Annotated in this window: 21 protein-coding genes; 13 read left to right on the top strand and 8 right to left on the bottom strand. The window is 74.3% G+C overall.

Annotated elements, in window-relative coordinates:
• Window positions 1-139: 139 nt before the first annotated feature.
• From ACZ6PY_RS25555 to iolC, 6 genes are read right to left on the bottom strand one after another with little or no spacing between them, the layout of a single operon-like run.
• Window positions 140-1,237: a hypothetical protein gene (locus ACZ6PY_RS25555; protein WP_466076029.1), complete on the bottom strand. Its 1,098-nt coding sequence runs from the start codon at window positions 1,235-1,237 to the stop codon at window positions 140-142.
• A complete protein-coding gene (locus tag ACZ6PY_RS25550) occupies window positions 1,234-1,800 on the bottom strand; it encodes an RNA polymerase sigma factor (protein ID WP_466076026.1) in 567 nt (188 codons plus the stop codon). The genes ACZ6PY_RS25555 and ACZ6PY_RS25550 overlap by 4 nt, the downstream gene beginning before the upstream one ends.
• 45 nt (window positions 1,801-1,845) lie before the next feature.
• Window positions 1,846-3,690 (bottom strand): 3D-(3,5/4)-trihydroxycyclohexane-1,2-dione acylhydrolase (decyclizing), encoded by a 1,845-nt coding sequence (gene iolD / locus ACZ6PY_RS25545; RefSeq protein WP_466076023.1) that lies wholly within the window; start codon window positions 3,688-3,690, stop codon window positions 1,846-1,848.
• Window positions 3,690-4,586, bottom strand: coding sequence for a 5-deoxy-glucuronate isomerase (gene iolB / locus ACZ6PY_RS25540; RefSeq protein ID WP_466076020.1), 897 nt, complete (start codon window positions 4,584-4,586; stop codon window positions 3,690-3,692). The genes iolD and iolB overlap by 1 nt, the downstream gene beginning before the upstream one ends.
• Window positions 4,583-5,470: a Cgl0159 family (beta/alpha)8-fold protein gene (locus ACZ6PY_RS25535; RefSeq protein WP_355635734.1), complete on the bottom strand. Its 888-nt coding sequence runs from the start codon at window positions 5,468-5,470 to the stop codon at window positions 4,583-4,585. The genes iolB and ACZ6PY_RS25535 overlap by 4 nt, the downstream gene beginning before the upstream one ends.
• The gene (gene iolC / locus ACZ6PY_RS25530; RefSeq protein WP_466076016.1) at window positions 5,467-6,450 is read right to left on the bottom strand and encodes a 5-dehydro-2-deoxygluconokinase; all 984 of its coding nucleotides are present in this window, start codon (window positions 6,448-6,450) and stop codon (window positions 5,467-5,469) included. The genes ACZ6PY_RS25535 and iolC overlap by 4 nt, the downstream gene beginning before the upstream one ends.
• Window positions 6,451-6,640: 190 nt before the next feature.
• Here iolC and ACZ6PY_RS25525 point away from each other — a divergent pair, with 190 nt between their 5' ends.
• The 9 genes from ACZ6PY_RS25525 (at window position 6,641) to ACZ6PY_RS25485 (ending at window position 17,871) form a co-directional block, all read left to right on the top strand.
• Window positions 6,641-7,378 (top strand): GntR family transcriptional regulator, encoded by a 738-nt coding sequence (locus tag ACZ6PY_RS25525; RefSeq protein ID WP_313722187.1) that lies wholly within the window; start codon window positions 6,641-6,643, stop codon window positions 7,376-7,378.
• A 154-nt stretch (window positions 7,379-7,532) separates the two neighbouring features.
• A complete protein-coding gene (locus tag ACZ6PY_RS25520; protein WP_466076012.1) occupies window positions 7,533-8,930 on the top strand; it encodes an extracellular solute-binding protein in 1,398 nt (465 codons plus the stop codon).
• Window positions 8,905-9,852 (top strand): carbohydrate ABC transporter permease, encoded by a 948-nt coding sequence (locus tag ACZ6PY_RS25515; RefSeq protein ID WP_466076009.1) that lies wholly within the window; start codon window positions 8,905-8,907, stop codon window positions 9,850-9,852. The genes ACZ6PY_RS25520 and ACZ6PY_RS25515 overlap by 26 nt, the downstream gene beginning before the upstream one ends.
• Complete coding sequence (locus ACZ6PY_RS25510) at window positions 9,849-10,715, top strand: carbohydrate ABC transporter permease (RefSeq protein ID WP_466076005.1); 867 nt, start codon at window positions 9,849-9,851, stop codon at window positions 10,713-10,715. The genes ACZ6PY_RS25515 and ACZ6PY_RS25510 overlap by 4 nt, the downstream gene beginning before the upstream one ends.
• Window positions 10,715-11,872, top strand: coding sequence for an ABC transporter ATP-binding protein (locus tag ACZ6PY_RS25505; protein ID WP_466076002.1), 1,158 nt, complete (start codon window positions 10,715-10,717; stop codon window positions 11,870-11,872). Before ACZ6PY_RS25510 ends, ACZ6PY_RS25505 begins: the two co-directional genes overlap by 1 nt.
• A 2-nt stretch (window positions 11,873-11,874) precedes the next feature.
• Window positions 11,875-13,083 carry a CehA/McbA family metallohydrolase gene (locus tag ACZ6PY_RS25500; RefSeq protein ID WP_466075999.1) on the top strand — a complete coding sequence of 403 codons (1,209 nt, stop codon included), beginning with the start codon at window positions 11,875-11,877 and terminating at the stop codon, window positions 13,081-13,083.
• Complete coding sequence (locus ACZ6PY_RS25495) at window positions 13,074-13,982, top strand: sugar phosphate isomerase/epimerase family protein (protein ID WP_466075996.1); 909 nt, start codon at window positions 13,074-13,076, stop codon at window positions 13,980-13,982. Before ACZ6PY_RS25500 ends, ACZ6PY_RS25495 begins: the two co-directional genes overlap by 10 nt.
• Complete coding sequence (locus ACZ6PY_RS25490) at window positions 13,979-15,124, top strand: Gfo/Idh/MocA family protein (protein WP_466075992.1); 1,146 nt, start codon at window positions 13,979-13,981, stop codon at window positions 15,122-15,124. Before ACZ6PY_RS25495 ends, ACZ6PY_RS25490 begins: the two co-directional genes overlap by 4 nt.
• Window positions 15,124-17,871 (top strand): glycoside hydrolase family 38 N-terminal domain-containing protein, encoded by a 2,748-nt coding sequence (locus ACZ6PY_RS25485; RefSeq protein WP_466075989.1) that lies wholly within the window; start codon window positions 15,124-15,126, stop codon window positions 17,869-17,871. Before ACZ6PY_RS25490 ends, ACZ6PY_RS25485 begins: the two co-directional genes overlap by 1 nt.
• 27 nt (window positions 17,872-17,898) lie before the next feature.
• Here the strand turns inward: ACZ6PY_RS25485 and ACZ6PY_RS25480 are convergent, their stop codons facing one another.
• On the bottom strand, window positions 17,899-18,810 hold the full coding sequence (locus ACZ6PY_RS25480) for an SCO6745 family protein (protein WP_466075986.1): 912 nt from the start codon (window positions 18,808-18,810) through the stop codon (window positions 17,899-17,901).
• Between the two features lie 202 nt (window positions 18,811-19,012).
• Between ACZ6PY_RS25480 and ACZ6PY_RS25475 the strand changes: the two genes are divergently transcribed.
• The 3 genes from ACZ6PY_RS25475 (at window position 19,013) to ACZ6PY_RS25465 (ending at window position 21,128) form a co-directional block, all read left to right on the top strand.
• Complete coding sequence (locus tag ACZ6PY_RS25475; protein WP_466075983.1) at window positions 19,013-19,969, top strand: zinc metalloprotease; 957 nt, start codon at window positions 19,013-19,015, stop codon at window positions 19,967-19,969.
• A gap of 123 nt (window positions 19,970-20,092) precedes the next feature.
• On the top strand, window positions 20,093-20,770 hold the full coding sequence (locus ACZ6PY_RS25470) for a TMEM175 family protein (protein ID WP_466075980.1): 678 nt from the start codon (window positions 20,093-20,095) through the stop codon (window positions 20,768-20,770).
• A gap of 178 nt (window positions 20,771-20,948) precedes the next feature.
• Window positions 20,949-21,128, top strand: a complete 180-nt coding sequence (locus ACZ6PY_RS25465; protein ID WP_466075977.1) for a hypothetical protein — start codon at window positions 20,949-20,951, stop codon at window positions 21,126-21,128.
• An 8-nt stretch (window positions 21,129-21,136) separates the two neighbouring features.
• Here the strand turns inward: ACZ6PY_RS25465 and ACZ6PY_RS25460 are convergent, their stop codons facing one another.
• Window positions 21,137-21,439, bottom strand: a complete 303-nt coding sequence (locus tag ACZ6PY_RS25460; protein WP_466075974.1) for a GNAT family N-acetyltransferase — start codon at window positions 21,437-21,439, stop codon at window positions 21,137-21,139.
• A gap of 145 nt (window positions 21,440-21,584) precedes the next feature.
• Here ACZ6PY_RS25460 and ACZ6PY_RS25455 point away from each other — a divergent pair, with 145 nt between their 5' ends.
• Window positions 21,585-23,138, top strand: coding sequence for a chitinase (locus ACZ6PY_RS25455; RefSeq protein ID WP_466075971.1), 1,554 nt, complete (start codon window positions 21,585-21,587; stop codon window positions 23,136-23,138).
• Window positions 23,139-23,222 lie beyond the last annotated feature (84 nt).

The raw sequence follows: 23,222 nt of genomic DNA, 5'->3' as shown, positions 1-23,222 counted from the left end.
GGTCACAGCGAACGCCCCCCTCCGGGGGGGCGGGCACGCTTGTGTCGCGCCGCCATCTGATCACCCCCCCCCCCCCCCCGCGGCCCGGGGGCCCCCCCCCCCCCCCCCGCCCCCCCCCCCACGGCCGGGACAGGGAGTCTCAGCCGCAGCCCAACGCCTGGTCGTAGCCGCGCGGCACGTCCCCGGCGGCGACCTTGTCCGCGGTCTCCCAGAACACCTCCGGCCAGTCGCCCTCGTCCTTCATCTGGTGCAGCACCTTCCAGTGGTGGCTGCTGCGCAGCGCGTCGGCGGCCCGCCGGAGGGCGGCGTCGTCGCCGGCTCGTTTCGCCCGCTGCCATTCGGCGATCCAGGCGCAGCCGATCCGGGACGTCACCTGGGCGCCGAACTGGTACGCGTCGTTGGTGCCGAGGCCGGCCAGCGCGGCCTTGTCGAAGTCCGGCGGCAGGGGAATGTCGGCGAGCACGGCGGTGGCCCGCTCGTCCACGCGGGCCGGCGTGACGATCTCCGGCGGGAGTGCGGCCAGCCAGGTCCGCACGTCGACGCGGACGACGTGGGTGAGGGTCCGGTCGAACTCGGTCCGGTTTCCACCGCCCGCGCGGAGTTCGACGAAGACGCCGTCGCGGGGGCGGAGCATGACCGCGAAGTCGTCCGAGCGGTAGCGGAACAGGTCGCCGTCCCACCCGTCGACCTTCACCGCCTCCGGTGCGCTGACATGGCGCCGGTCCGCGTGGTAGCCGTCGTACTGGTCGGCCGGGTACCAGTTCATGTCGAGCTGCCGTCCGCCCTTGCGGAACGCGATGGTGCCCTGCTTCTCGGCGAACCCGTAGACGGTGGCCACCTTCCACCCGGGCTCGTCGATGAGCAACCGCGGGTTCCGCTCGGCGGCCTGCAACGCCACCGGCGAGAAGGCGAACGAGGTGGTCGGTCCGGCGGCGGTGGTGGGGTCGGCCGTGTCCGTGGGAGCCGCCTGGCGGTCGTGCGGAGGCTGGCCGTAGACGGTGACCACGGCGAGGACGCCGACGAGCGCGGCGGCCGCGGTCAGCGGGCCGGCGAGGCGGCGGACCAGGCCGCGGCGTGCCCGGGAGCGTGGCTGCGGTACGTGGGCGACGCGGTCTGGCGTCGGCTCGGACATGATCTCCTCCAGGAGAGCCTGCTTCGCCCCGTCGAGGTCTCCGATGGCGTCGGGCCGGTAGGGGTCGGCGTCGCGGACCAGCCGGTCGACGTGCTCCTCGGTCATCTGCCCTCCTTCGGGGCTGGTGTGGTCAGGACGTCGAGTACATGTCCGGGTGTGCGGAGGTCGTCACCGGCGAGTTCACGGAGCCTGGCCCGCGCCCGCGAGAGACGGGTACGCACGGCGGCCGGGCTCACCCCGAGCACCTCGGCCGCCTCGCGCGGTTCGAGTCCCTCCCAGACGGTGAGCAGCAGCACCTCCCGGTCCAGCTCCCCCAGCCGGTCCAGCGCCGCGCGGACGGCGAGCCGTTCCGGCACCTCGCTGCCCGGGTCGCCGCCGATCACCGCGGTGATCCGCTGGCGTAGCCGCTCCCCCAGCCGCTGCCGGCGTACGCTGCCGCGGTGGTGGTTGGCGAGCACGCGGCGGGCGACGCCGTACAGCCACAGCCGGGCCTCGCCGTCGGCCGGCAGGTCCCGTCTTCGGCGCCAGGCGACCAGGAAGGTCTCGGCGACGACGTCGGCCGCGTCCTCGGGTTGCGCGACGCGGCGCAGGGCGTACGCCAGCAGCGGCTCGAAGTCGGCCGCGTAGACGCGTCGGAAGCGTTCCTCGTGCTCGGTCCCGGAGCTCACGTCCGTCCCATGTCCGGTCGGGCCCCCATCGTGACAGGGAGTCCGTCAGTCGGGACGCAGGTGGGTGCGCCGGGTCTTGCGTCCCGCCTCGTACGCCGCCCGGGCGGCCCGCCCCTCCACGGTGGTCGAGACCTCGGCGACCGGCACGTCCCACCAGGCGCCGGCGTCCGGTCCGGCCTCGAACCGGTCGGTCCGCACGTGCACCACGGTGGTCCGGGTGGCTGCCGCCGCCGTCGCCAGCGCCGCCCGGAGCTGGGCCATGGTGGACACCCGGATCAGGTCGGCGCCGAGGCTCGCCGCGTTGGCGCCGAGGTCGATCGGCAGCGGCTCCCCGGCCCGGTCGGCGTAGGCGGTGCCGAGCCGGTGCGCGCCGACGCTCTCCGACAGCCGGCCGATCGAGGCGAAGCCGGAGTTGTCGACCAGCACCACGACCAGCTTGACGCCCTCGGCGACCGCGGTGGCCAGCTCGCTGGGCAGCATGAGGTAGGAGCCGTCGCCCACCAGCACGAACACCTCGCGCTCCGGTGCGGCCAGCTTCACCCCGATCCCGCCGGCGATCTCGTAGCCCATGCAGGAGTAGCCGTACTCGACGTGGTAGCTCTTGGGGTCCTCGCTGCGCCACAGCCGGTGCAGGTCGCCGGGCATCGACCCGGCGGCGCACACCACCACGCCGCGCGGGCCGGCGGCGTCGTTGACCGCGCCGATCACCGCGGTCTGGGTGGGTGGCGCGTCCGGGTCGGCGTGCCGGGCGCGGTCCGCGACGGCCGTCCACCGCTCACGCAGCCGGGTCACCGACTGCCGGTACGCCGGCTCGGTGGCCCAGCCGGCGCAGGCGTCGCCGAGGGCCGTGAGACTCTCCCGCGCGTCGCCGACGACCTGCGTGCCGGACAGTTTCGCCGCGTCGAAGCGGGTGACGTTGAGGTTGACGAACCGCGCGCCGTCGCCGAACAGGGTGCCGGAGGCGGTGGTGAAGTCGCTGTAGCGGGTGCCCACCCCGATCACCACGTCCGCGCCGGCCGCGATCTCGTTGGCCGCGGTCGTGCCGGTGACACCGACCGCGCCGAGGGCGAGCGGATGGTCGTGCCGCAGCGCGCCGGTGCCGGCCTGCGACTCGGCGACCGGCACGCCGTGCTCCTCGGCGAACCGGCGCAGCGCCCCGGTCGCCCCGCTGTAGATCACCCCACCGCCGGCCACCAGCAGCGGCCGGCGGGCCGCCCGCACGATCCCGGCCGCGCGGGCCAGCGCCGCCTCGTCGGCGCGGGGTCGCGGCACGTGCCAGACCCGTTCGGCGAACAGCTCGTCCGGCCAGTCGTACGCCTCGGCCTGCACGTCCTGCGGCAGGGCGAGGGTGACCGCGCCGGTCTCCGCCGGGTCGGTGAGCACCCGCATGGCGGCGAGCAGCGCCGCGGGCAGCTGCTCCGGCCGGTTGATCCGGTCCCAGTAGCGGGAGACCGGCCGCAGCGCGTCGGTGACGCTCACGTCGTGGGAGCGCGGGTCCTCCAGCTCCTGGAGCACGGGGTTGGCGACCCGGGTGGCGAAGATGTCGCCGGGCAGGAGCAGCACCGGCAGGCGGTTGATGGTGGCGCCGGCGGCGCCGGTGACCAGGTTCGTCGCGCCGGGGCCGATCGAGGTGGTGCAGGCCAGGGTGCTGAGCCGGTCGGTCATCCGGGCGTACGCCGCGGCCGTGTGCACCATGCCCTGCTCGGTGCGGCAGAGGTGGTACGGCAGGTCGGTGCCGGCGGTGGCCAGGGCCTCGCCCAGCCCGGCGACGTTGCCGTGGCCGAAGATGCCGAAGCAGGCCGGGATGAGCCGTTGCCGCCGCCCGTCGCGCTCGGAGAACTGCCGGGCCAGGAACGTCACGACCGCCTGCGCCACCGTCAACCTGGGCATCACGCCTCCTTCGTCCCGGGCCGGGTCAGCGGCAGCCGCGGGTCCACCGGCTGGCCGGCCCAGCTGCCCCGGATCCAGCCGTGCCGGGGATCGTCCACACAGGCCATGGTCCGGGCGGCACCGGGCCCGGCCAGCACGTTCAGGTAGTACAGGTCGTAGCCCGGTGCGGCCATCGACGGCCCGTGGTAGCCGTACGGGACGAGCACCACGTCGCCGGTGCGCACCTCGGCCAGCACGTCGACGGGCCGGTCGGCGTGGCCGTAGACCCGCTGGTAGCCCACCGGACCCTCGCCGGGCGCGCCGCCGGCCACCTCGAAGTAGTAGACCTCCTCCAGTGCGGCCTCGACCCGCCCGTCGTCGTACGCCCGGTCCTCCTCGTGCTTGTGCGGCGGGTACGACGACCAGTTGCCGCCGGGCGTGAGCACCTCCACGGCGACCAGCCGGTCGCAGTCGAAGGCGTCTGGGGCGCAGAAGTTGTTGACCTGCCGGCTGGCCGGGCCGGCGCCGCGCAGCTCGACCGGCACGTCCCGGGCCGCGCCGTAGCGGGGTGACAGCCGGCGGGTGGCCCGCGCCGACGGCAGCGCGAAGCGTCCCGCGCCGCGGATCGTCACGTCGGCCTCCCGGGGCAGGTAGGCGAAGTCGGTGACCGCGGCGAACACCGACGTCCGTCCGGTCAGGGCGATTCGCAAGCCGTCGCAGTGCACGGTGGCGGCGCCGGCCAGCGGCAGGACCAGCATCTCCTCGTCGCCGGTGGTGAAACTGACCTCGCCGCCGGCGGGCAGCGTGAGCACCCGCAGCCCGGCGTAGGTCCAGCCGGCCCGCTCGGGGGTGACCTCCAGCGCCCACGGCGCGCGGGCGGTGCCGCCCCAGGGCAGGTGGGCGTCGGGGGTCCTCATGCGTCCTGCCCGGTGGGCAGCAGCGACCCGGCCAGGTCCACGGCGGCGGCCACGTCGTCGTCGGGTGGGTAGAGCAGCGCCCGGCCGACCACCAGGCCGCGCACGCCGGGCAGCCGCAACGCCCGCGCCCACCGCGCGTACACGACGTCCGGCGCCTCCACCGGGTCGCCGCCGAGGAGCAGGACCGGCAGCGTGGTCGCGGCCATCACCCGCTCCATCTCGTCGACGGCCGGCAGCTTCAGCCAGGTGTACGCGCTGGTCGCGCCGAGCGCCTGCCCGACGCTGACGCCCTTGATGACCGCCTCCGGGCGCAGGTCGGCGCTGACCCGCCCGCCGTCCCGGGCCACCCAGAGGGGTTCGACGAGGGCCACGGTGCGGTGGGCGGCGAGGGCGGTGACCGCCTGGGCGCATGCCTGGAGGGTGGAGGCGGTCGCCGGGTCGTCCGGGTCGATCCGGCAGAGCATCTTGCCGCCGTCGTAGCGCATCGCGGCGATGCTGTCGGCGTCGTAGGCGGTGAACCGGTCGTCGAGTTCGAAGGTGGCGCCGGAGAGTCCGCCGCGGTTCATCGAGCCGATGGCCAGGCGGTTCTCCAGCGCCCCGAGCAGCAGCAGGTCCTCCAGGATGTCCGGGGTGCCGAGCACGCCGTCGACGCCGGGCCGGGACAGCGCCACGCGCAGCCGGTCGAGCAGGTCCACCCGGCCGGCCATGGCCATCGGCCGGTCGCGTACCCCCAGGGCGCCGCGGGCCGGGTGGTCGGCGGCGATGACGAACAGCGGCCGGCCGGGTTCGGGCCAGGGCCGGCGGGTACGGCGGGCGGCGGCTTCGGCGATCGCCTGCGGCCGGTGCGCGCGGGTGCGGGTCAGCGCGTCGTACTCGGTGCTCACCGGTCTTCTCCTGTCGGGGCGGCGGTCGACGGCGCCGGACGCGGCGCGGCGTCCCCGGCCAGCGCCGCCGTCTCGGCGTAGTCGGGCATGGCGGCGGAGCAGGCCAGTCGGGAGGCGACGATCGCGCCGGCGGCGTTGGCGAAGCGCATGGTCCGCTCCAGCGGCCAGCCGCGCAGCAGCCCCAGGCAGAGCGCGCCGCCGAAGGCGTCGCCGGCCCCCAGCCCGTTGACCACGTCCACCGGCACCGGCGGCACCCGTACGCTCTGCTCCGGGGTGCGGGCCAGCACGCCCTCCGGGCCGAGCTTGACCACGGCGAGCCGGGGCCCGCGTTCGAGCAGCAGCTCGGCGGCCCGGTCGGGGTCGCGGGTGCCGACGGCGATCTCCACCTCGTCGAGGTTGCCGACGGCGACGGTGACCCGGGGCAGCGCCTCGGCGACGGCCGCGGTGGCGGCCGCCGGGTCGGGCCAGAACATCGGCCGGTAGTCGAGGTCCAGCACGGTGTGCGGGCGGCCGGCCCGGGCGGCGAGCGCGGCGGTGTGCGCGTCCCGGCTGGGCTGCTGGCACAGGCCGGTGCCGGTGAGCCAGAAGACGCGGGCCGAGGTGACGGCGTCGAGGTCCAGCTCCTCGGGCCGGATCTGGAGGTCGGGGGCCGTGGGCGTGCGGTAGAACCACAGCGGGAAGTGGTCCGGCGGGAAGATCTCGCAGAAGGTGATCGGGGTGGGCAGCCCGTCGACCGGGCGGACCTGGCTGTCGTCCACACCGAACTCGCGCAGCGCCCGGTGCACGTAGCCGGCGAAGGCGTCGGCGCCGGTGCGGGTGATCAACCCGGCGCGCAGGCCCTGCCGGCTGGCCGCGACCGCCACGTTGGTGGGGCTGCCGCCGAGGAACCTGCCGAACGTCTCGACCTCGGCCAGCGGCGTGGCAACCTGCAACGGATAGATGTCCACCCCGACCCGGCCGATGGTGAGCACATCGAGCATGCGGCGCCCTCCGTCCCGGCCGGCGTCGGCGTGTCCGCCAGCTCGATTCCGTTCCTGATTGGTAACAGTGCCCTACGAGTTGTGTCAATGTGTTGTCATGACAACCGTGCTCTGCGCTCCGTGATCGCTTCGGTACAGTGACGCGCAATCAGCACGCCCGATCCCGCGCAGCCGCAGCGAGGAGGATTCCGTGACCGGCCCCGAGATCGCGGTCGACCGCAGCAGCCCGGTCCCGCTCTACTTCCAGGTCGCCCAGCAGTTCGCCGCGGCGATCCAGCGCGGTGAGCTGGCGCCGGGAGACCGCCTGGACAGCGAGTTGCAGCTGGCCGACCGGCTGGGGCTGTCCCGGCCCACGGTGCGGCAGGCCATCCAGCACCTGGTCGACAAGGGACTGATCGTCCGCCGCCGGGGCGTGGGCACCCAGGTGGTGCGGGGCGAGGTCCGCCGGGCCGTCGAGCTGACCAGCCTGCACGACGACTTGGTCCGGGCCGGCCAGCGGCCCTCCACCTCGGTGCTGGAGCTGGCCACCGTGGCCTGCCCGCCGGCGGTCGCCGCCGCCCTCGGCGTGCCACCCGGCGGCGAGGTGCAGCACCTGCGCCGGCTGCGGTTCTCCGACGGGGAACCGCTCGCGCTCATGGAGAACTGGCTTCCGGTCGACCAGCCGCGGCTCACCATGGCGGCCCTGCAGGCCGACGGCCTCTACGCGATCCTGCGTGCCGGCGGGCGGCGGATCCGCGGTGCCCAGCAGCGGATCGGGGCGCGGGCCGCCACCGCCGCCGAGGCACAGATGCTGGGCGAGCGGCGCGGCGCGCCGGTGCTCACCATGACCCGCACCGCGTACGACGACCAGGGCCGCTACGTCGAGCACGGCGCCCACATCTACCGGGCCAGCCGCTACTCCCTCGAGGTCACCGTCGCCGAACGGTGACGGTGGATGTTTCGCGCTCATTTCAGTGACAGGTATTTACGTCGTCAGGCTGTCATGACATTGTGGCCGCAAGCACCGCCGGCGGCGGACGTGCGGCCGGTGGGGCGACCCCGCGAGTCTCTTCGAAGTTCCTCCTTGCGAAGGGAAACAGCCCATGTCAGCCAAGCCGAGACGCGCCGCCGGCGTGCTCGCCGCCTTCACCGCCGTCGCCCTCGCCGCCACGGCCTGCGGCGGCTCGGACGAGCCCGCCGGTAAGGACGCCAAGAACATCACCCTCACGATCTCCGCCAACTCCATCGTCGGCGGCAAGAACTCCGCGGGCGCGGAGTGGATCGAGAAGTGGGTCATCCCCAAGTTCGTCGAGGCGCAGAAGGCCAAGGGCGTCACCGCCAAGGTGACGTTCCAGGCCAGCGGCGTCGACGACGAGGCCTACAAGACCAAGCTGGCCCTGGACCTGCGGTCCAAGGGCGGCGCCGACGTGATCGCCGTGGACGGTATCTGGATCGGCGAGTTCGTCCAGGCCGGCTACCTCAAGCCGCTGTCCGAGGTCGCCGGTGACCAGGTCGACTCCTGGGAGGGCTGGTCCCAGATCCCGGAGACCGTGCAGGGCCTCGGCTCGTTCGACAACAAGCGCTACGCCATCCCGCTCGGCACCGACGGCCGGGTCCTCTACTACAACAAGAAGCTCTTCGCCCGGGCCGGCCTGCCCGCCGACTGGCAGCCGAAGAGCTGGCAGGAGATCCTCGACGCCGGCGCCAAGCTGAAGGCGCTGCCCGGGGTGACGCCGATCCAGATCAACGCCGGCACCGCGATGGGCGAGGCCACCTCCATGCAGGGCGCGCTGCCGCTGCTGGTCGGCGCGGGCGGCGAGATCTACAAGGACGGCAAGTGGTCCGGCGCCACCCAGCCGGTCAAGGACATGCTCGACTTCTACGGCAAGGTCTACGCGGGCGGCCTGGGCGACCCGAAGCTCCAGCAGGAGGCCAAGGGGCGCGACAAGTCGTTCGCCGAATTCGCCGCCGGCAAGATCGGCATCCTCGCCGAGGGCGACTACTTCTGGCGCAGCGTCGTCAACCCGAAGACCGGCATCGCCAAGATGGCCGACCGGGACACCACCGTCGGCTACGCGATGATCCCGGCCAAGCAGCCCGGCGCGGGCATCCGGGGCCAGGACTTCGTCAGCATGTCCGGTGGCGGCGTCCGGACGCTCAACCCCAACTCCAAGTTCCCCTCCCAGGCGTGGGAACTGCTGTCGTTCATGCACTCGGCCGAGGCCGTCAAGGCCGAACTCGCCGGCGAGGCGCGCATCACCGCGCGGCAGGACGTCAACAAGGAGGTCCTCGCGGGCGATCCGATGCTGAGCTTCATCACCGAGAAGGTGCTGCCGGTGACCGCGTACCGGCCGCCGCTGGCGGTGTACCCGCAGGTGTCGGTGGCGCTGCAGGAGGCGACCGCCGCCGCCACGGCGGGCAAGAGCGCCGACGAGGCGGCCGCCGAGTACCAGAAGAAGGTCGAAGGGTTCGTCGGTGGTCCAGGTAACGTCACCTCCTGACGAGGTGGTCGAGGGAGCGCGCCCGGTCACGGGCGCCTCCCCGGCCCCCGACGCCGCCGGGCTCGGCCGGGCCCGGGCCACCGGATTCCTCGTCCCGGCCATGCTGCTCATCCTGGCCTTCCTCGTGGTGCCGGCCGCCTGGACGATCTACCTGGGCATGACCAACTACCGGCTGACCGGCCTGGCCGCCGCCCACCCCGAGATCGTCGGCCTGGACAACTACACCCAGGCGCTCGGCGACGAGCGGTTCCGCTCCTCCCTGCTGCTGACCCTGCAGTTCGTCCTCGGGTCGGCGGTGATCGGCCAGGCCGGTCTCGGGTTCGCCATCGCGGTCGCGCTGCGCGACCGTCGCGGCCCGCTGCGCCGGGTGGTCGAAGGGTTCGTCCTGCTCTCCTGGATCCTGCCCAGCTCGGTGGTCGCCTTCCTCTGGATCGCCCTGCTCGACCGGGACGCCGGCACGCTCAACGCGCTGCTCGGCATCCCCGGGACGGCCTGGCTGCTGGACCACCCGATGCTGTCGATCATCGTCTTCAACACCTGGCGCGGCACGGCGTTCTCGATGATGCTCTACGCCGCCGCGCTGGAGAACGTCCCGCGCTCCCACCTGGAGACCGCCCGGCTGGCCGGCGCCTCGACCTGGCAGCAGCTGCGCGACGTCGTCTTCCCCCGCATCCGCGGGCACGTGCTGACCAACCTGCTGCTGATCAGCCTCTGGACGTTCAACGACTTCGCGCCGTTCCTGATCACCGCGGGCGGGCCCGAGCAGCGCTCGGAGATCCTGCCGGTCTACGTCTACAAGGTGGCGCTCTCCGGCGGCGAGCTCGGCTTCGGCGCCGCCATCTCGTTCATCATGCTGCTGATCAACCTGGTCATCGCGCTGGTCTACCTGCGGATGCTGGGGCGGCGGAAGGAGGCGGCGTGACCACCGACGCGGCCGCGCCCACCACCGAGCCGACCCGGCCCACCGTCGTGGTACGCCACGTCCTCGCCCGGATCGGCCGCTACACGTTCCTCTGCGCCGTGCTGGCCTTCTTCGCGCTGCCGCTGCTGTGGCTGGCCACCGCCCCGTTCGACGACACCCCGACGGTCACCGCCTCGCTGCCGCGGTTCACCCTGGACAACTTCCGGGCCCTGCTCGACAACCCGTACGCGCTGCCCTCGCTGCTCAACTCGGTCTACCTGGCCGCCGGCACCGCGGCGCTGGTGGTGACGTTCGCGGCGCTCGCCGCGTACGCGCTGAGCCGGGTCCGGGTGCCCGGCCGCGACGCGCTGCTCTACGGGCTGCTGCTGCTGTCCTCGATCGTCACCGGAACGGCCACCATGGTGCCGCTGTACGAGCTGGCCTTCCGGCTCAACCTGATCGACTCCCGGCTGGGCGTCATCCTGATCCTCAGCGGCGGGCTGCTGCCGGCGGCCATCTTCATCCTCAAGGACTTCATGGACTCCACCCCGACGTCCTACGAGGAGTCGGCCCGGGTCTTCGGCGCCGGCCCGTTGCAGATCCTGTGGCACATCGTGGTGCCGCTGGTCCGCCCCGGCCTGGCCACCATCGGCGTCTGGGCCGTGGCCAACGTCTGGGGCAACTTCCTGGTGCCGTACCTGCTGCTGAGCCCGGACAAGGCTCCCGCCGCAGTGATCATGTACACGCTCTACACCGAGGGCGGGCAGGCCGACCTGCGGCTGCTCTCCACCTTCTCCCTGCTCTACTCGCTGCCGGTGGCGCTCATGTTCGTCTTCGTCAGCAGCCGGTACGGGTTCCGCTTCCACGGAGGGATCAAGCGCTGATGTCCGCCATCACCATGCGCGAGCTGACCAAGGTCTACCCCAACGGGGTACGCGCCCTGGACGCCCTCGACCTGGAGATCGCCGACGGGGAGTTCTTCGCCCTGCTCGGCCCGTCCGGCTGTGGCAAGACCACCCTGCTGCGCACGATCGCCGGCCTGGAGGTCGCCTCCGGCGGCAGCGTGCGGATCGGCGAGCGGGACGTCACCAACCTGCCGCCGGGCAAGCGCGACGTGGCCATGGTCTTCCAGGACTACGCCCTGTTCCCGCACATGACCGTGCGGGACAACATCGCCTACCCGCTGCGGATCAAGAAGGTCGACCGGCGCAGCCGGGCCGGCAAGGCCGCCGACACCGCCGACGAACTCGGCCTGTCCGGGCTGCTGGATCGGCGCCCCGGGCAGCTCTCCGGCGGCCAGCAGCAACGCGTCGCCCTGGCCCGGGCGATGGCCTGCCACCCGCAGGTGTTCCTGCTCGACGAGCCGCTGTCGAACCTCGACGCCCGGCTGCGGCTGGAGGCCCGGACCTTCCTGAAGCGCCTGCAGCGGGAGCTGGGCGTCACCACCGTCTTCGTCACCCACGACCAGGCCGAGGCGCTCGCCCTGGCCGACCGGATCGCGGTGATGGAGGGCGGCCGGATCCGCCAGGTCGGCACCCCCACCGAGGTGTTCCGCCGCCCCGCCAACACCTTCGTCGCCGGCTTCATCGGCTCCACGCCCATGAACCTCATCGACGCGCGGGTGCGGGGCGACGAGCTGGCCGTGGCCCGGGCCCGGCTGCCGCTGCCCGAGGACGCCCGCGACCGGGTCGCCGACGGCGAGCGGCTGGTCTACGGCATCCGCCCCGAATACCTCGACTACTCCCCCACGGCGGTCCCCGGCGCGCTGACCGGCGAGGTCGTCGTCGTGGAGAACCTGGGCAGCGTCTCCCTGGTCTCGCTGGACGTGCCCGCCGACGACGCCGGGGTGGGCGACGGGGCCGGCGACCCGGGCCGGACCAGTGTGCAGGTCGTGGTGCCCGAGGGCGGGGAACCGGAACCGGGCGACACCGGCTGGGCGGTGCCCCGCCCCGGCCGGTCACTGCTCTACCGGGACGGAAACCTGGTCACCGCCGCCGCCGGTGTGCCCGCCCCCCGGGCCGACGCGGCCGTCCGGAGCTGACCGTGGTCGTGCACCGCGGCAGGTGGACCCTGCAGGACCGGGCCGACGACGTGCTGCGCGCCCTGCCGGTCACCGTCGCACCCGGCACCGCCGCGCTCACCGTCCGGCTGGACTACCCCCGCGAGGCCGGGGTGCTCGACCTGGGCTGCGTCGGGCCCGACGGCTTCCGCGGCTGGTCCGGCGGCGCCCGCGACGGCTACACCGTGGCGGCCGACTGGGCCACCCCCGGCTACCTGCCCGGCGAGCTGGAACCCGGCGAGTGGCAGGTGCTGCTGCGGTTGCACCGCATCCCACCGGACGGGCTGGACTACGAGGTCACCGCCACCACCAGCGGCACGCCGCCGCCCGCGCCACCCGCACCCCCGGCGCCACCCCGCCCCGACCGCCCGCCCCGCCGCGACCTGCCCGCCGTCGACGGCCGGCGGTGGCTCGCCGGTGACCTGCACGCGCACACCGTGCACAGCGACGGCAGCTCGACAATCGACGAGCTGGCCGCGCTCGCCGCCGCCCGCGGCCTGGACTTCCTCGCCGTCACCGACCACAACACCGTCAGCCACCACCCGTGGCTGCCGGACGCCTCCGCCCGCTACGGCGTCACGCTGCTGCCCGGCCAGGAGGTGACCACCGACCGGGGGCACGCCAACGTGTTCGGGCCGGTGGGCTGGGTCGACTTCCGCCGCCCGCCGGACGAGTGGCTCGCCGCCGCCCGGCGCGGCGGCGGACTCATGTCGGTCAACCACCCCCTGGGCGGCGACTGCGCCTGGCGCCAGCCCCTGGCCGACCGCACCCAGCTGGTCGAGGTGTGGCACTCCGGCTGGTGGGACCGCACCTGGGGCGCCCCGCTCGCCTGGGCCCGGGCCTGGCGGCCGGACGTCGTGGCGGTGGGCGGCAGCGACTTCCACCGCCCCGGCGACGACGCGCCACCCGGCTCCCCCACCACCTGGGTGCTCGCCGACCCCGACCGCGCACCCGGCGACGCCGTGCTGGACGCGCTGCGCGGCGGCCGTACCGCCGTCTCCGCCGACCCCGGCGGGCCGCTGCTGCTGCGCCTCGGTGACGAGCTGCTGGCGCTCGGCGCCGACGGCGCGCTGCTCGCCGACCCGGACGGGCGGCACCGGGTGGTCCGCGGCGACCGGTGCCTGCTGCCGGCCGGCGACGGGCTGCACGTCCTGGAGTCCCACCGCATGGAGGTGATCGCACTGTGCAGCTGACCGCACGCACGCGGGTGGCCGGCGCCCCCGTCAACTACGGCATCTACCAGCCCACCGGCGCGCCCGTCGACCCCGAGGACCTGCTCGCGGCACTGGCCCGCGACGGCTACACCGGGGTGGACTCCGGCCCGATCGGCTACCTCGGCACCGGGGAGACCCTGGCGCGACGGCTGGCCGCGGCCGGCATCGGGCTGGCCGGCGGCTGGGTCGACCTGCGGTTCGCCGACCCGGCCGGCTTCGCCGAGGACCTGACCCAGCTCGACGCCGCGCTCGACGTGTTCACCGCTGCCCCGGTCGACGACCCCCGGTTCGCGCCCCGGCCGACCCTGGCCTGCCCGGGCAACCCGGGCCGGATGGCCCGGCCGGGCGTCCCGACCGACCTGGCGTCGGCACTGCCCGCCGCGGCCTGGCCGGACTTCGCCGCGCGGGTGCAGCAGGCCGCCGACCGGTGCCGCGACCGCGGCCTGGAGCCGGTGTTCCACTATCACCTCGGCACCGACGTGGAGACCGAGGCGGAGGCCGACCGGCTGCTCGACCTGACCGACATCGCCATCTGCCTGGACACCGGGCACCTGGCGCTGGCCGGCGGCGACCCGGTGGCCGCCGCGCGCCGCTGGGCCGGCCGGATCGGCCAGGTGCACCTGAAGGACGCCGACCTCGCCGCCCACGCCCGGACCCGGGCGGCCGGCGGGGGCCTGATGGACGTGGTCGCGGCCGGCGGCTTCTGCGCCCTGGGCCGCGGCGACGTCGACCTCGCCGGGGTGTTCGCGGCGCTCGACGACACCGGCTACACCGGCTGGCTGGTCGTCGAGCACGACGCCCCCGAGGGCGGGAACCTCGACCGCATCCGCGCCGACCAGCACGCCAACCGGCGGTGGCTCGAGGAGGCGCTGCGATGACCGAACCGGGCAAGCGGATCCGGATCGCGGTGGCCGGGCTGGGCATCATCGCCCGCACCGTGCACCTGCCGCTGCTGCAACGCCGCGCCGACCTGTTCGAGATCGTCGCGCTGGCCGACCTGTCCCCGTCCCGGCTGACCGAGCTGGGTGAGCGGTACGGCGTCGAGCCGGCCCGCCGCTACACCGACGCGGCCCGGATGGTCACCGACGGCGGCTGCGACGCCGTGCTGCTGGCCACCTCCGGCTCGCACGGCGGCCTGGCCGCGCTGGCGCTGCGCGCCGGCCTGCCCGTGCTGTGCGAGAAGCCGCTGGCCTACACCCTCGCCGAGACGGCCCAGCTGGCCGAGCTGGGCGCCGGCAGTCCGGCCCTGATGGTCGGCTACATGAAGCAGTACGACCCGGCGGTGGCCGAGGCCGCGCGGCTGCTGGCGGACCTCGGCGGCCCGGAGCGGGTGCACGCCGTGGAGGTGACCGTGCTGCACGCCGGCGGCGACCGGCAACTGCGCTTCGCCAACCTGCCGCCGGCCGCCGGCGACGTGCCGGCCGAGGAGGTGGCCCGGCTGTCCGCCGCCGACCGGGCGCTGCTCGACACCGCCGTCGGCGCCGACCCGGGCGCCCGCGCCCTCTACCAGATCCTGATCAACAGCATCTCGCACGACCTGTCCCTGCTGCGGCTGTTCACCGGGGCGCCGGCCACCGTGGAGCAGGTCGCCACCTGGCCGCTGCGCCCCGACGGCCCGGCGGAGCCGTCGGTGGAGATCAGCGGGCGGCTGCCGGGCGGGGCGCGCTACGGCATCCGGTGGCTCAACCTGCCGGACTATCCCGCCTACCGGGAGACGGTCACCCTGCACCACGCCCGCGGCTCGCTGGAGCTGGTGTTCCCCTCGCCGTACCTGCTCAACGCGCCGACCACGCTGACCGTGGTGGACGAGCACGGCGGTGGCGAGCGGCGGGCCGCGTACCGGTCGGTGACCGAGGCGTTCGAGCAGGAGCTGGTCGCGTTCCACGCGATGGTCACGGCGGGTGCCGCGCCGCTGACCGGCATCGCGGAGGGCGCGGCCGACGTACGGACCAGCCAGCAGGTGGTACGCCGCTACGGGGAGCTGACCGGGGCGGCGATCAGCGGAGAGGCGGCGAGCTGATGACGCGACCGACCGAGATCATCGTGGTCCCGCACACCCACTGGGACCGGGAGTGGTACGAGCCGTTCCAGCGGTTCCGGCTGCGGCTGGTGGCGCTGCTGGACGACGTGTTCGACCGGATGGAGCGCGACCCGCGGCAGCGGTTCACCCTCGACGGGCAGCTCGCCGCGGTCGACGACTACCTGGAGGTCCGCCCGGAGCGGCGGGAGCAGGTGATCGAGCTGGTCCGGGCCGGCCGGCTGTCGGTGGGCCCCTGGCAGATCCTGCTCGACGAGTTCCTCTGCTCCGGGGAGAACATCGTCCGCAACCTGGAACGCGGGCTGGCGCGCAGCGCCGACCTGGGCGGTGCCATGCCGGTCGGCTACCTGCCCGACATGTTCGGCCACATCGCCCAGATGCCGCAGATCCTGGCCGGCGCCGGGCTGGCCCACGCCTGCGTGTTCCGGGGCGTGCCCGAGCGGGTGCACAGTCACGCGTTCGCCTGGCAGGCGCCTGACGGCACCACCGTCCGCACCCAGTACCTACCCGGCGGCTACGGCAACGCGGCCGGCCTCATGGACGACGCCGCGCAGGTCACGCGCCGGGCCGGCGACCTGGCCGAGCGGCTCGCCGGGTGGCGCCCGGCCGGTGACGACACCCCGGTGCTGGCCATGTACGGCACCGACCACGCGGCGCCGGCGCCGGATGCCCCCGACCTGCTGGCCACCGCCGACGTCGCCGGCACCCGGCTGCGGCTGGGCACCCTCGCCGAGTACTTCGCCACCCAACCGGCCACTGTCGACGGCCTGCCCGTGGTGCGCGGTGAACTGCGCTCGCACGCCCGGGCCAACATCCTGCCCGGCGTGATCTCCGTCCGGGCGCACCTGAAGCAGGCGATGAACCGCGCCGAGCGGCGCGTCGAACGGTACGCCGAACCGCTCGCCGCGCTCACCCACGACGGGTCCGTGCAGCGCTTCCTCGACATGGCCTGGACCCGGCTGATCGACGCGAGCTGCCACGACTCGGTGACCGGCTGCGGCTGCGACGAGACCGCCGAGCAGGTCGCCGCCCGGCTCGCCGAGGCCGACCAGCTCGGCCGGGCGGTCTGCGACCTGGTCGGCGCGCGGCTGTCGACCGCCGTGCCCCGGGACGGCTACCTGCTGTTCAACCCCACCCCGGCGGCGCGTACCGCCCTGGTGTGCCTGGACGTGGAGACGCCGGCCGACGGCGCTGTGGCGCTCGCCGACGCCGCCGGCCGCCGCGTGGCCACCCAGGTCCTCGACCGCAACCGCACGCTGCTCGCCGACGACATCGTGCCGGCGGCCGACCTGCCGGCCGTGCTCACCCGGGTGCACGGCCGGGAGCTGTACGGCCAGGAGGTCACGGCCTGGTCCGTCGCACCCGAGGACGCCACCCTCACCTTCCAGGTGGCCCGCCACGGCGACCCGGCCTTCGACGTGGAGGACGTCCGCCTGGCGCTCGCCGCCGCCGCGCCGGCCGACCGGTGGCGGGTACGGATCCTCGCCGCTCCCCGGGCCACCGTGGCCGCCCTGGTCGACGTGCCCCCGCTGGGGCGCGCCGCGGTCCGGCCGGCGCCGCTCCCGGCGACCGCGACGCCCGCGTCCGACCCGGTCACGGTGGCCGGCCGCAGCCTCGACAACGGCCTGCTCCGGGTCGACGTCGCCGAGGACGGCACCCTGGCGCTGTCCACCCCGGACGGGGTGACCGTGGACGGGGTCGGCCGGATCGTCGACGGCGGCGACGTGGGCGACAGCTACAACTACGCGCCGCCGGCCGCCGACGAGCTGGTCGACAAGCCGCGGGCCGTGCGGACCGTCGTGCGCCACGACGGGCCGCTGGTGGCCGTCCTCGACGTGGTACGGGAGTACCGCTGGCCGGTGGCCGCGGACGTCGACGCCGGTTCCCGCGCCGTGGACCGGGAACCCGTCACCGTGACCACCCGGGTCGAGCTGCGCCGCGGCGAGGGCTTCGTCCGGCTGCGCGTCGAGTTCGACAACCGCTGCGACGACCACCGGGTGCGGCTGCACCTGCCGCTGCCGTCGCCGGCCGACACCTCGTACGCCGAGGGTCAGTTCGCCGTCGTGGCCCGCGGCCTGACGGCCGAGGGCGGTGGCGGCGAGGTCCCGCTGCCCACCTTCCCGGCCAACGGGTTCGTCGCGGCCGGCGGGCCGGACGGCGCGCTCGCCGTGCTGCTGACCCAGCCCACCGAGTACGAGCTGACCGACGCCGGCCGCGAGCTGGCGGTCACCGTGCTGCGGTCGATCGGGATACTGTCGCGCAACCGGCACGCGCTGCGCGACGAGCCCGCCGGTCCGCAGCTGCCCACGCCGCAGGCGCAGTGCCGGGGCAGCCGCACGGTCGAGCTGGCGGTGCTGCCGTACCGGGGCGCCTGGCACGAGGCGGGGGTGCTGGCGGCGGCCGAGGCGTACCGGCACGAGGTGCTGGCGTTCCCGGGCACCGCCGACCCGACCACCGCGCTGCCCGCGCCGACGGTCGGGCTCTCCGTCGGCGGTCCGGGCGTCGTGGTGACGAGCGTCCGGGACCGGGCGGGCCGCACCGAGGTGCGCGTGGTGGCGCAGACGCCTGTCGACACCACCGCCGTGCTGGGCGGCGCGCCGGTCCGCGGGGCGTGGCGGGCGGACCTGCTCGGCCGGGCCGGCGAGCCGCTCGCGGTCGGCGGGGACGGGTCGGTCCGGCTGCCCCTGCGCGCCTGGGAGATCGCCACGGTGCAGCTCGATCTGACCTGAGGCCGGCGGCGCGCGGCCGGGCCGGGCTCAGGCGCGACGCGGCACGGCGTTGTCGACGTCGAGCAGCCCGGCGGCGACCACGGCGCGGCTCAGCGGCCGGGTCAGCTCGGCGAGGCGGGCGCACCCGTCGGCGCCGAGCACCGCGTACGCGGGCGTGGCGAGCCGGTCGGTGGCCGCCTCGATCCACGCCCGCTGCGCCCGTCCGCGGTCGGTCAGCGCCGGCTCGTCGCCCTCGACCAGCCCGCGCCCGCGCAGCCGGTCGATGGCGGCCGCCCACTGCTCGCCGGTCCAGCCCCGCGTGCGGCGCAGGAAGCGGACCGACACCTCGCCGGAGGCGGCGTGCAGCACCAGCGCCTCCAGGCCGCTCAGGCCGGCGAGCACCAGGGCGGCCACGTGCCCGTCGCCACGGAACTCCCGCAGGAGCGTCTGGGCCTGCCAGAGGACCAGGTGCGGCTGGTCCGGCCAGGGCAGCGCCGCGTGGGCGGCGAACAGCGGCCGCCCCTCGGGGTACGCGGTGGCGGACTCGGCGGCGCGCCGGGCCAGCTCGGCGGCCTCGACCAGCTCCGGGGACCGCACGGCGTCGCCGAGCGCCCGGGTGAGGGCCGCGTCGGCGGCGTCCAGACGGGCGGCCAGCACGGCGGCCGGCGCCGCCCGCTCCCAGGCGTCCGGCAGCACCCGGGCCACGAGGTCCGGGTTGAAGTTGAAGAAGCTGGCCACGACCGGGCCGGGCCCGACCGGCCCCAGGGCGGCCGCGCGGGAGGCGAAGTAGCCGGCCGGCGCGGGCAGGCCGAGGGCGGCGTACCGCTCGTGCGCCTCCGGCACGAAGTAGATAAGCGCGTGCAGGGGTTCGGTCACCCGCCAGGCGCGGCGCACGGCGGCCGGATCGAGGGCCGCCGGCTGCTGCCCGCCCGGATCCGCCAGCGCTGTCAGGTCCGCCATGTCACTGCCTTCCGCCGGGAACGTTACCGACCGGTAGGTTCCCATGCCGGCGGCGACCTGTCACCCGCCGGGTGCCCGGGCGGCCCGATGGGGCCTTTTGCTCAGGTCAGCGGCGTGTTCTCATACCGGAACGACGCCGACCTGCTGGCGGCCGCGTCCGTCCATCCAGGTCGGTGACACCATCCCGGCGAAAGGTGCAACGATGCACAGAAGACCAACCTTCCAGCTGGCGGTACTGACCGCCACCGCGGCGACGTTCCTGGGGGCCGGCGGAGCATCCGCGGCGGCGGGCACGGTGGTGTCCGCGACCGCCTCCGCGGGCGTGACGGCGTGCGCCCCGGGCGAGGGGCACGGCGCGGCGCGGGTGAGCGAGGGCGCCACCGCCCAGGAACCCGAGCTGTATTCCAAGAACGAGGCGAACGCCTACGGCGTGATCAAGGATTCGCCGCGCCTGCCCAACGGCAGCGTCACCGTGCCCACGGTCTTCCACATGATCTCCGACCACGCCCTCAGCGCGGCGGAGACCGCCAGGTGGAAGACCCTGATCGCGGCACAGATGACGGTGCTCAACGACTCGTACGCCGGCCGCACCGCGGCGGACGCCTCCGACACCCCGTTCCGGTTCTCGCTCGTCGGGACGACGTGGACGGTGAACAGCGACTGGTACACGGTTGTGCCCGGCAAGAACGAGCGGGACATGAAGAAGGCGCTGTACACGGGCGACGCCCGCACCTTGAACGTGTACGCGGCCAACATCGGCGGGGGCCTGCTCGGCTGGGCGTACTTCCCCAAGGGCTACAACAACGGCCGGGACTACATCGACGGCGTGGTGATGCTCGACGAGTCGATGCCCGGCGGGACGGCGGGCAAGTACGCCCTGGGCGACACGCTGACGCACGAGGTCGGGCACTGGCTGATGCTGGAGCACACCTTCGCGCACGGGTGCTCGGCCTCGGGCGACTTCGTGGCGGACACCCCGCGCGAGGCGGCGCCGCAGTTCGACTGCCCGATCGGCGCGGACACCTGCACCGCGCCCGGGCTGGACCCGATCCACAACTTCATGGACTACACGCAGGACTCCTGCATGAACATGTTCACCGCCGGACAGGCGGACCGGATGAGTGACGCCTGGGTGGCGTTCCGGTCCGGCGGCGTGTAACACCAGGCATCCCGGGGGTCGGCGGGCCGCTACCGGCGGTCCGCCGGCCCCTTCCTGGTACGACGCCGCGAATTGCCGCCCGGCGTCCGTGTCCCGCCGGGGTCGGTGCCGGATGCTGGGACCGTGCCAGAACCCGCCCGCACGCCGGGACGCTCGTCACCGTTCGGCATCGCGCGGGACCCTTCCCGGGTCGTCGCGTTCACCGACGCGGTCCTCGCCATCGCCGTCACGCTGCTCGTCCTGGAGATCCGCCCGCCACAGGACAGCCGGCACCTGCTGCACGGCCTCGTCACGCTCTGGCCGTCCTATCTTGCCTACGCCGTGACGTTCATGTTGATCGGGCAGGTGTGGGCCAATCACCACGTCATGTTCGACCAGATCCGCACCGCCGACCGGATGGTGCTGTTCCTCAACACCGTGCTGCTGATGGACATCGCATTCCTGCCCTTCGCCGCCTCGGTGCTGGCCCAGGCGTTCCGCGAGGGGCACGGCGAGCGGGTCGCCGTCGTCCTCCACGGCCTCACGTTCGAACTGGCAGCGGTCCTGTTCAACGCCATCTGGGCGTACGCGCGCCGCCGTCCCCGGCTGCTCGTGGCCACCCTCGACGCCGCCGGCGCCAGGGCCATCGGCCGGCGCTTCCGGCTCGCCCTCACCTGGATCGCCGCCGGCACCCTGCTGGGCGCCCTCGTTCCCGCCCTCGGCGTCACGGTGATCGCCGCGTTCATCCCCTTCTACTGGCTGCCGATCCGGGGCGAGACCCGCCCGGCGGGGCCGCGCCGCGGCCGGGCCGATCCGGTGTGACCGCGGGCGTCCGGAGCGGCATCCGGACGGACTCACCCGGGCGGTGGCGAAGTTGCCGAAACGTCCCGACCGGCCGGTCCGACGCCCCCATCATGACAACGAGACAGAACGCGAGCGCCAGGAGGCAAAGGACATGAAGCGTCGACGGAGCAGGCGGCGGTCACTGCTGCAGGCAGCGATGATCACACTCACGGCGGTGGCGGCGGCAGCGGCGGTGGTCCGCGCCGGGCGCCGGCACGCGGTGGGCGACACCCCGGCGCAGGGCGCCCTTCCCGTCCGCGGTGGCGACGGCACGGAGGCGAAGGTCCCCGCGGCGCCGGTCGGCGCGTCGCCGCTCCTCACCCGCTCAGCGGACTGAGGGCACCGCTATTTCACCTTGCGGGTCGAGCGGGCCACGATGTCGTCGTACTCGGGGTGCTTCTCCAGCCAGCCGGCCAGGAAGGGGCAGATGGGCACCACGGTCCGCTGGTGGGCCCGCGCGTCGTCCATGACCGCCCGGGCCAGGAGCGAACCGACGCCGTGCCCCTCGAACTCGGGGGCGACCTCGGTGTGGGTGTAGGCGATGATGTTGCCGGTCAGCTGATAGGTGACCAGCCCCGCCGTCGTGCCCGTCTCGTCCCGCGCCTCGAACCGGTCCCGCTCGGGCACGTCCGTCACCGTGAAACCCATCCCGCCATCCAACCACGGTGTGCCGGGATCCACCGCCGGACGTGACCGCCGCGACACCGGAGTCCTGGACAGCTACAGTTAACAAACCTAATAATTGTGCATCCGTCGATGTCTCCGACGGCCCACCCCGTATCGGGAGGACCGGATGCACCGCACCGCCCGTACCCCGTTCCTGGCCACTCTCGCGGCGCTCGCCACCGCCGCCGCCACCGTGGCGCTCGCCGCCCCGGCGCTGGCCGCCGGGCCCACCGCCGCCTTTGCCAAGACCTCCGACTGGGGCACCGGTTGGGAGGGCAGGTACACGATCACCAACGGCGGCGCCAGCACGATCACCGGCTGGCAGGTCGCCTTCACCCTGCCGGTGGGCACCACCCTCGGCTCGTACTGGGACGCCACGGTCAGCAGCGTCGGCCAGCGGCACACGTTCACGAACCGGTCCTGGAACGGCACCATCGCCCCCGGCGCCTCGGTGTCGTTCGGCTTCCTCGCCACCGGATCCGGCTCGCCCACCGACTGCACCCTCAACGGCGCCCCGTGCGGCGGCGGCACCCCGACCAGCCCGCCGACGACCACCGCACCGCCGACGACCAGCCCGCCACCCACCACCACGCCGCCCACCACCACGCCACCGACCACCACGCCACCGCCGACGAACCCGCCACCGACCGGCGGGCTGCCGAAGCACGCGTTGATCGGCTACCTGCACGCCAGCTTCGCCAACGGCTCCGGCTACCTGCGGATGGCCGACGTCCCCGCCGACTGGGACATCGTGAACCTGGCCTTCGGCGAGCCCACCTCGGTGACCTCCGGCGACATCCGCTTCCAGCTCTGCCCCGTCGCCGAGTGCCCCGCCGTCGAGACCGAGGCGGAGTTCACCGCCGCCGTCCGGGCCAAGCAGCAGCAGGGCAAGAAGGTGCTGCTGTCCATCGGCGGCCAGAACGGGCAGGTCCAGCTCACCACGCCCGCCGCCCGGGACACCTTCGTCCGGTCGGTGTCCGCGATCATCGACCGGTACGGCCTCGACGGCCTGGACATCGACTTCGAGGGCCACTCCCTCTACCTCAACCCGGGCGACACCGACTTCCGCAACCCCACCACGCCCGTGGTCGTCAACCTGATCGCGGCGATCCGGGCCCTGAAGCAGCGCTACGGCGCCGGGTTCGTCCTCACGATGGCTCCGGAGACGTTCTTCGTCCAGCTCGGCTACCAGTTCTACGGACCGGGCCCGTGGGGCGGGCAGGACCCCCGCGCCGGCTCCTACCTGCCCGTGATCCACGCCCTCCGGGACATCCTCACGGTGCTGCACGTGCAGGACTACAACTCCGGCCCGATCGTCGGGCTCGACAACCAGTACCACACCATGGGCGGGGCGGACTTCCACATCGCGATGACCGACATGCTGCTCGCCGGCTTCCCGGTCGCCGGGAACGCCAACGCCGTGTTCCCGCCGCTACGGGAGGACCAGGTGGCCTTCGGCGCGCCGTCGTCGACCAGCGCCGGCAACGGCTACGTCGCCCCGGCGGGCGTGCAACAGGCGGTCACCTGCCTGGTCAAGGGCCAGAGCTGCGGCGGCTACACGCCCCGCAGCGGCACCAACCCGGGCTTCCGCGGCCTGATGACGTGGTCGATCAACTGGGACCGGTACTACGGCTGGGAGTTCCGGCTCCAGCACGGCCCGTTCCTGAAGGCGCTGCCCTGACCCCGCGCCGGCGCCCCGGGTCGCACCGACCGTGCCCGGGGCGTCCGGCCGTGGACATAAAAAAGGGGAGCACCTGCTCCCTGC

This window comes from Micromonospora sp. NPDC048907 (assembly GCF_055586885.1).
Note: the sequence above shows the minus strand (reverse complement) of the source record. Positions and strands in the feature narration are given on the sequence as shown.

Bases quoted from the DNA above. Each gene is read 5' to 3' on its own strand.
- ACZ6PY_RS25505 (WP_466076002.1), top strand. From the start codon at position 10,715: ATGTCCGCCATCACCATGCGCGAGCTGACCAAGGTCTACCCCAACGGG.
- ACZ6PY_RS25455 (WP_466075971.1), top strand. From the start codon at position 21,585: ATGCACCGCACCGCCCGTACCCCGTTCCTGGCCACTCTCGCGGCGCTC.
- iolB (WP_466076020.1), bottom strand. From the start codon at position 4,586: ATGAGGACCCCCGACGCCCACCTGCCCTGGGGCGGCACCGCCCGCGCG.
- iolC (WP_466076016.1), bottom strand. From the start codon at position 6,450: ATGCTCGATGTGCTCACCATCGGCCGGGTCGGGGTGGACATCTATCCG.
- ACZ6PY_RS25465 (WP_466075977.1), top strand. From the start codon at position 20,949: ATGATCACACTCACGGCGGTGGCGGCGGCAGCGGCGGTGGTCCGCGCC.
- ACZ6PY_RS25520 (WP_466076012.1), top strand. From the start codon at position 7,533: ATGTCAGCCAAGCCGAGACGCGCCGCCGGCGTGCTCGCCGCCTTCACC.
- ACZ6PY_RS25555 (WP_466076029.1), bottom strand. From the start codon at position 1,237: ATGACCGAGGAGCACGTCGACCGGCTGGTCCGCGACGCCGACCCCTAC.
- iolD (WP_466076023.1), bottom strand. From the start codon at position 3,690: ATGCCCAGGTTGACGGTGGCGCAGGCGGTCGTGACGTTCCTGGCCCGG.
- ACZ6PY_RS25490 (WP_466075992.1), top strand. From the start codon at position 13,979: ATGACCGAACCGGGCAAGCGGATCCGGATCGCGGTGGCCGGGCTGGGC.
- ACZ6PY_RS25480 (WP_466075986.1), bottom strand. From the start codon at position 18,810: ATGGCGGACCTGACAGCGCTGGCGGATCCGGGCGGGCAGCAGCCGGCG.
- ACZ6PY_RS25475 (WP_466075983.1), top strand. From the start codon at position 19,013: ATGCACAGAAGACCAACCTTCCAGCTGGCGGTACTGACCGCCACCGCG.
- ACZ6PY_RS25485 (WP_466075989.1), top strand. From the start codon at position 15,124: ATGACGCGACCGACCGAGATCATCGTGGTCCCGCACACCCACTGGGAC.
- ACZ6PY_RS25460 (WP_466075974.1), bottom strand. From the start codon at position 21,439: ATGGGTTTCACGGTGACGGACGTGCCCGAGCGGGACCGGTTCGAGGCG.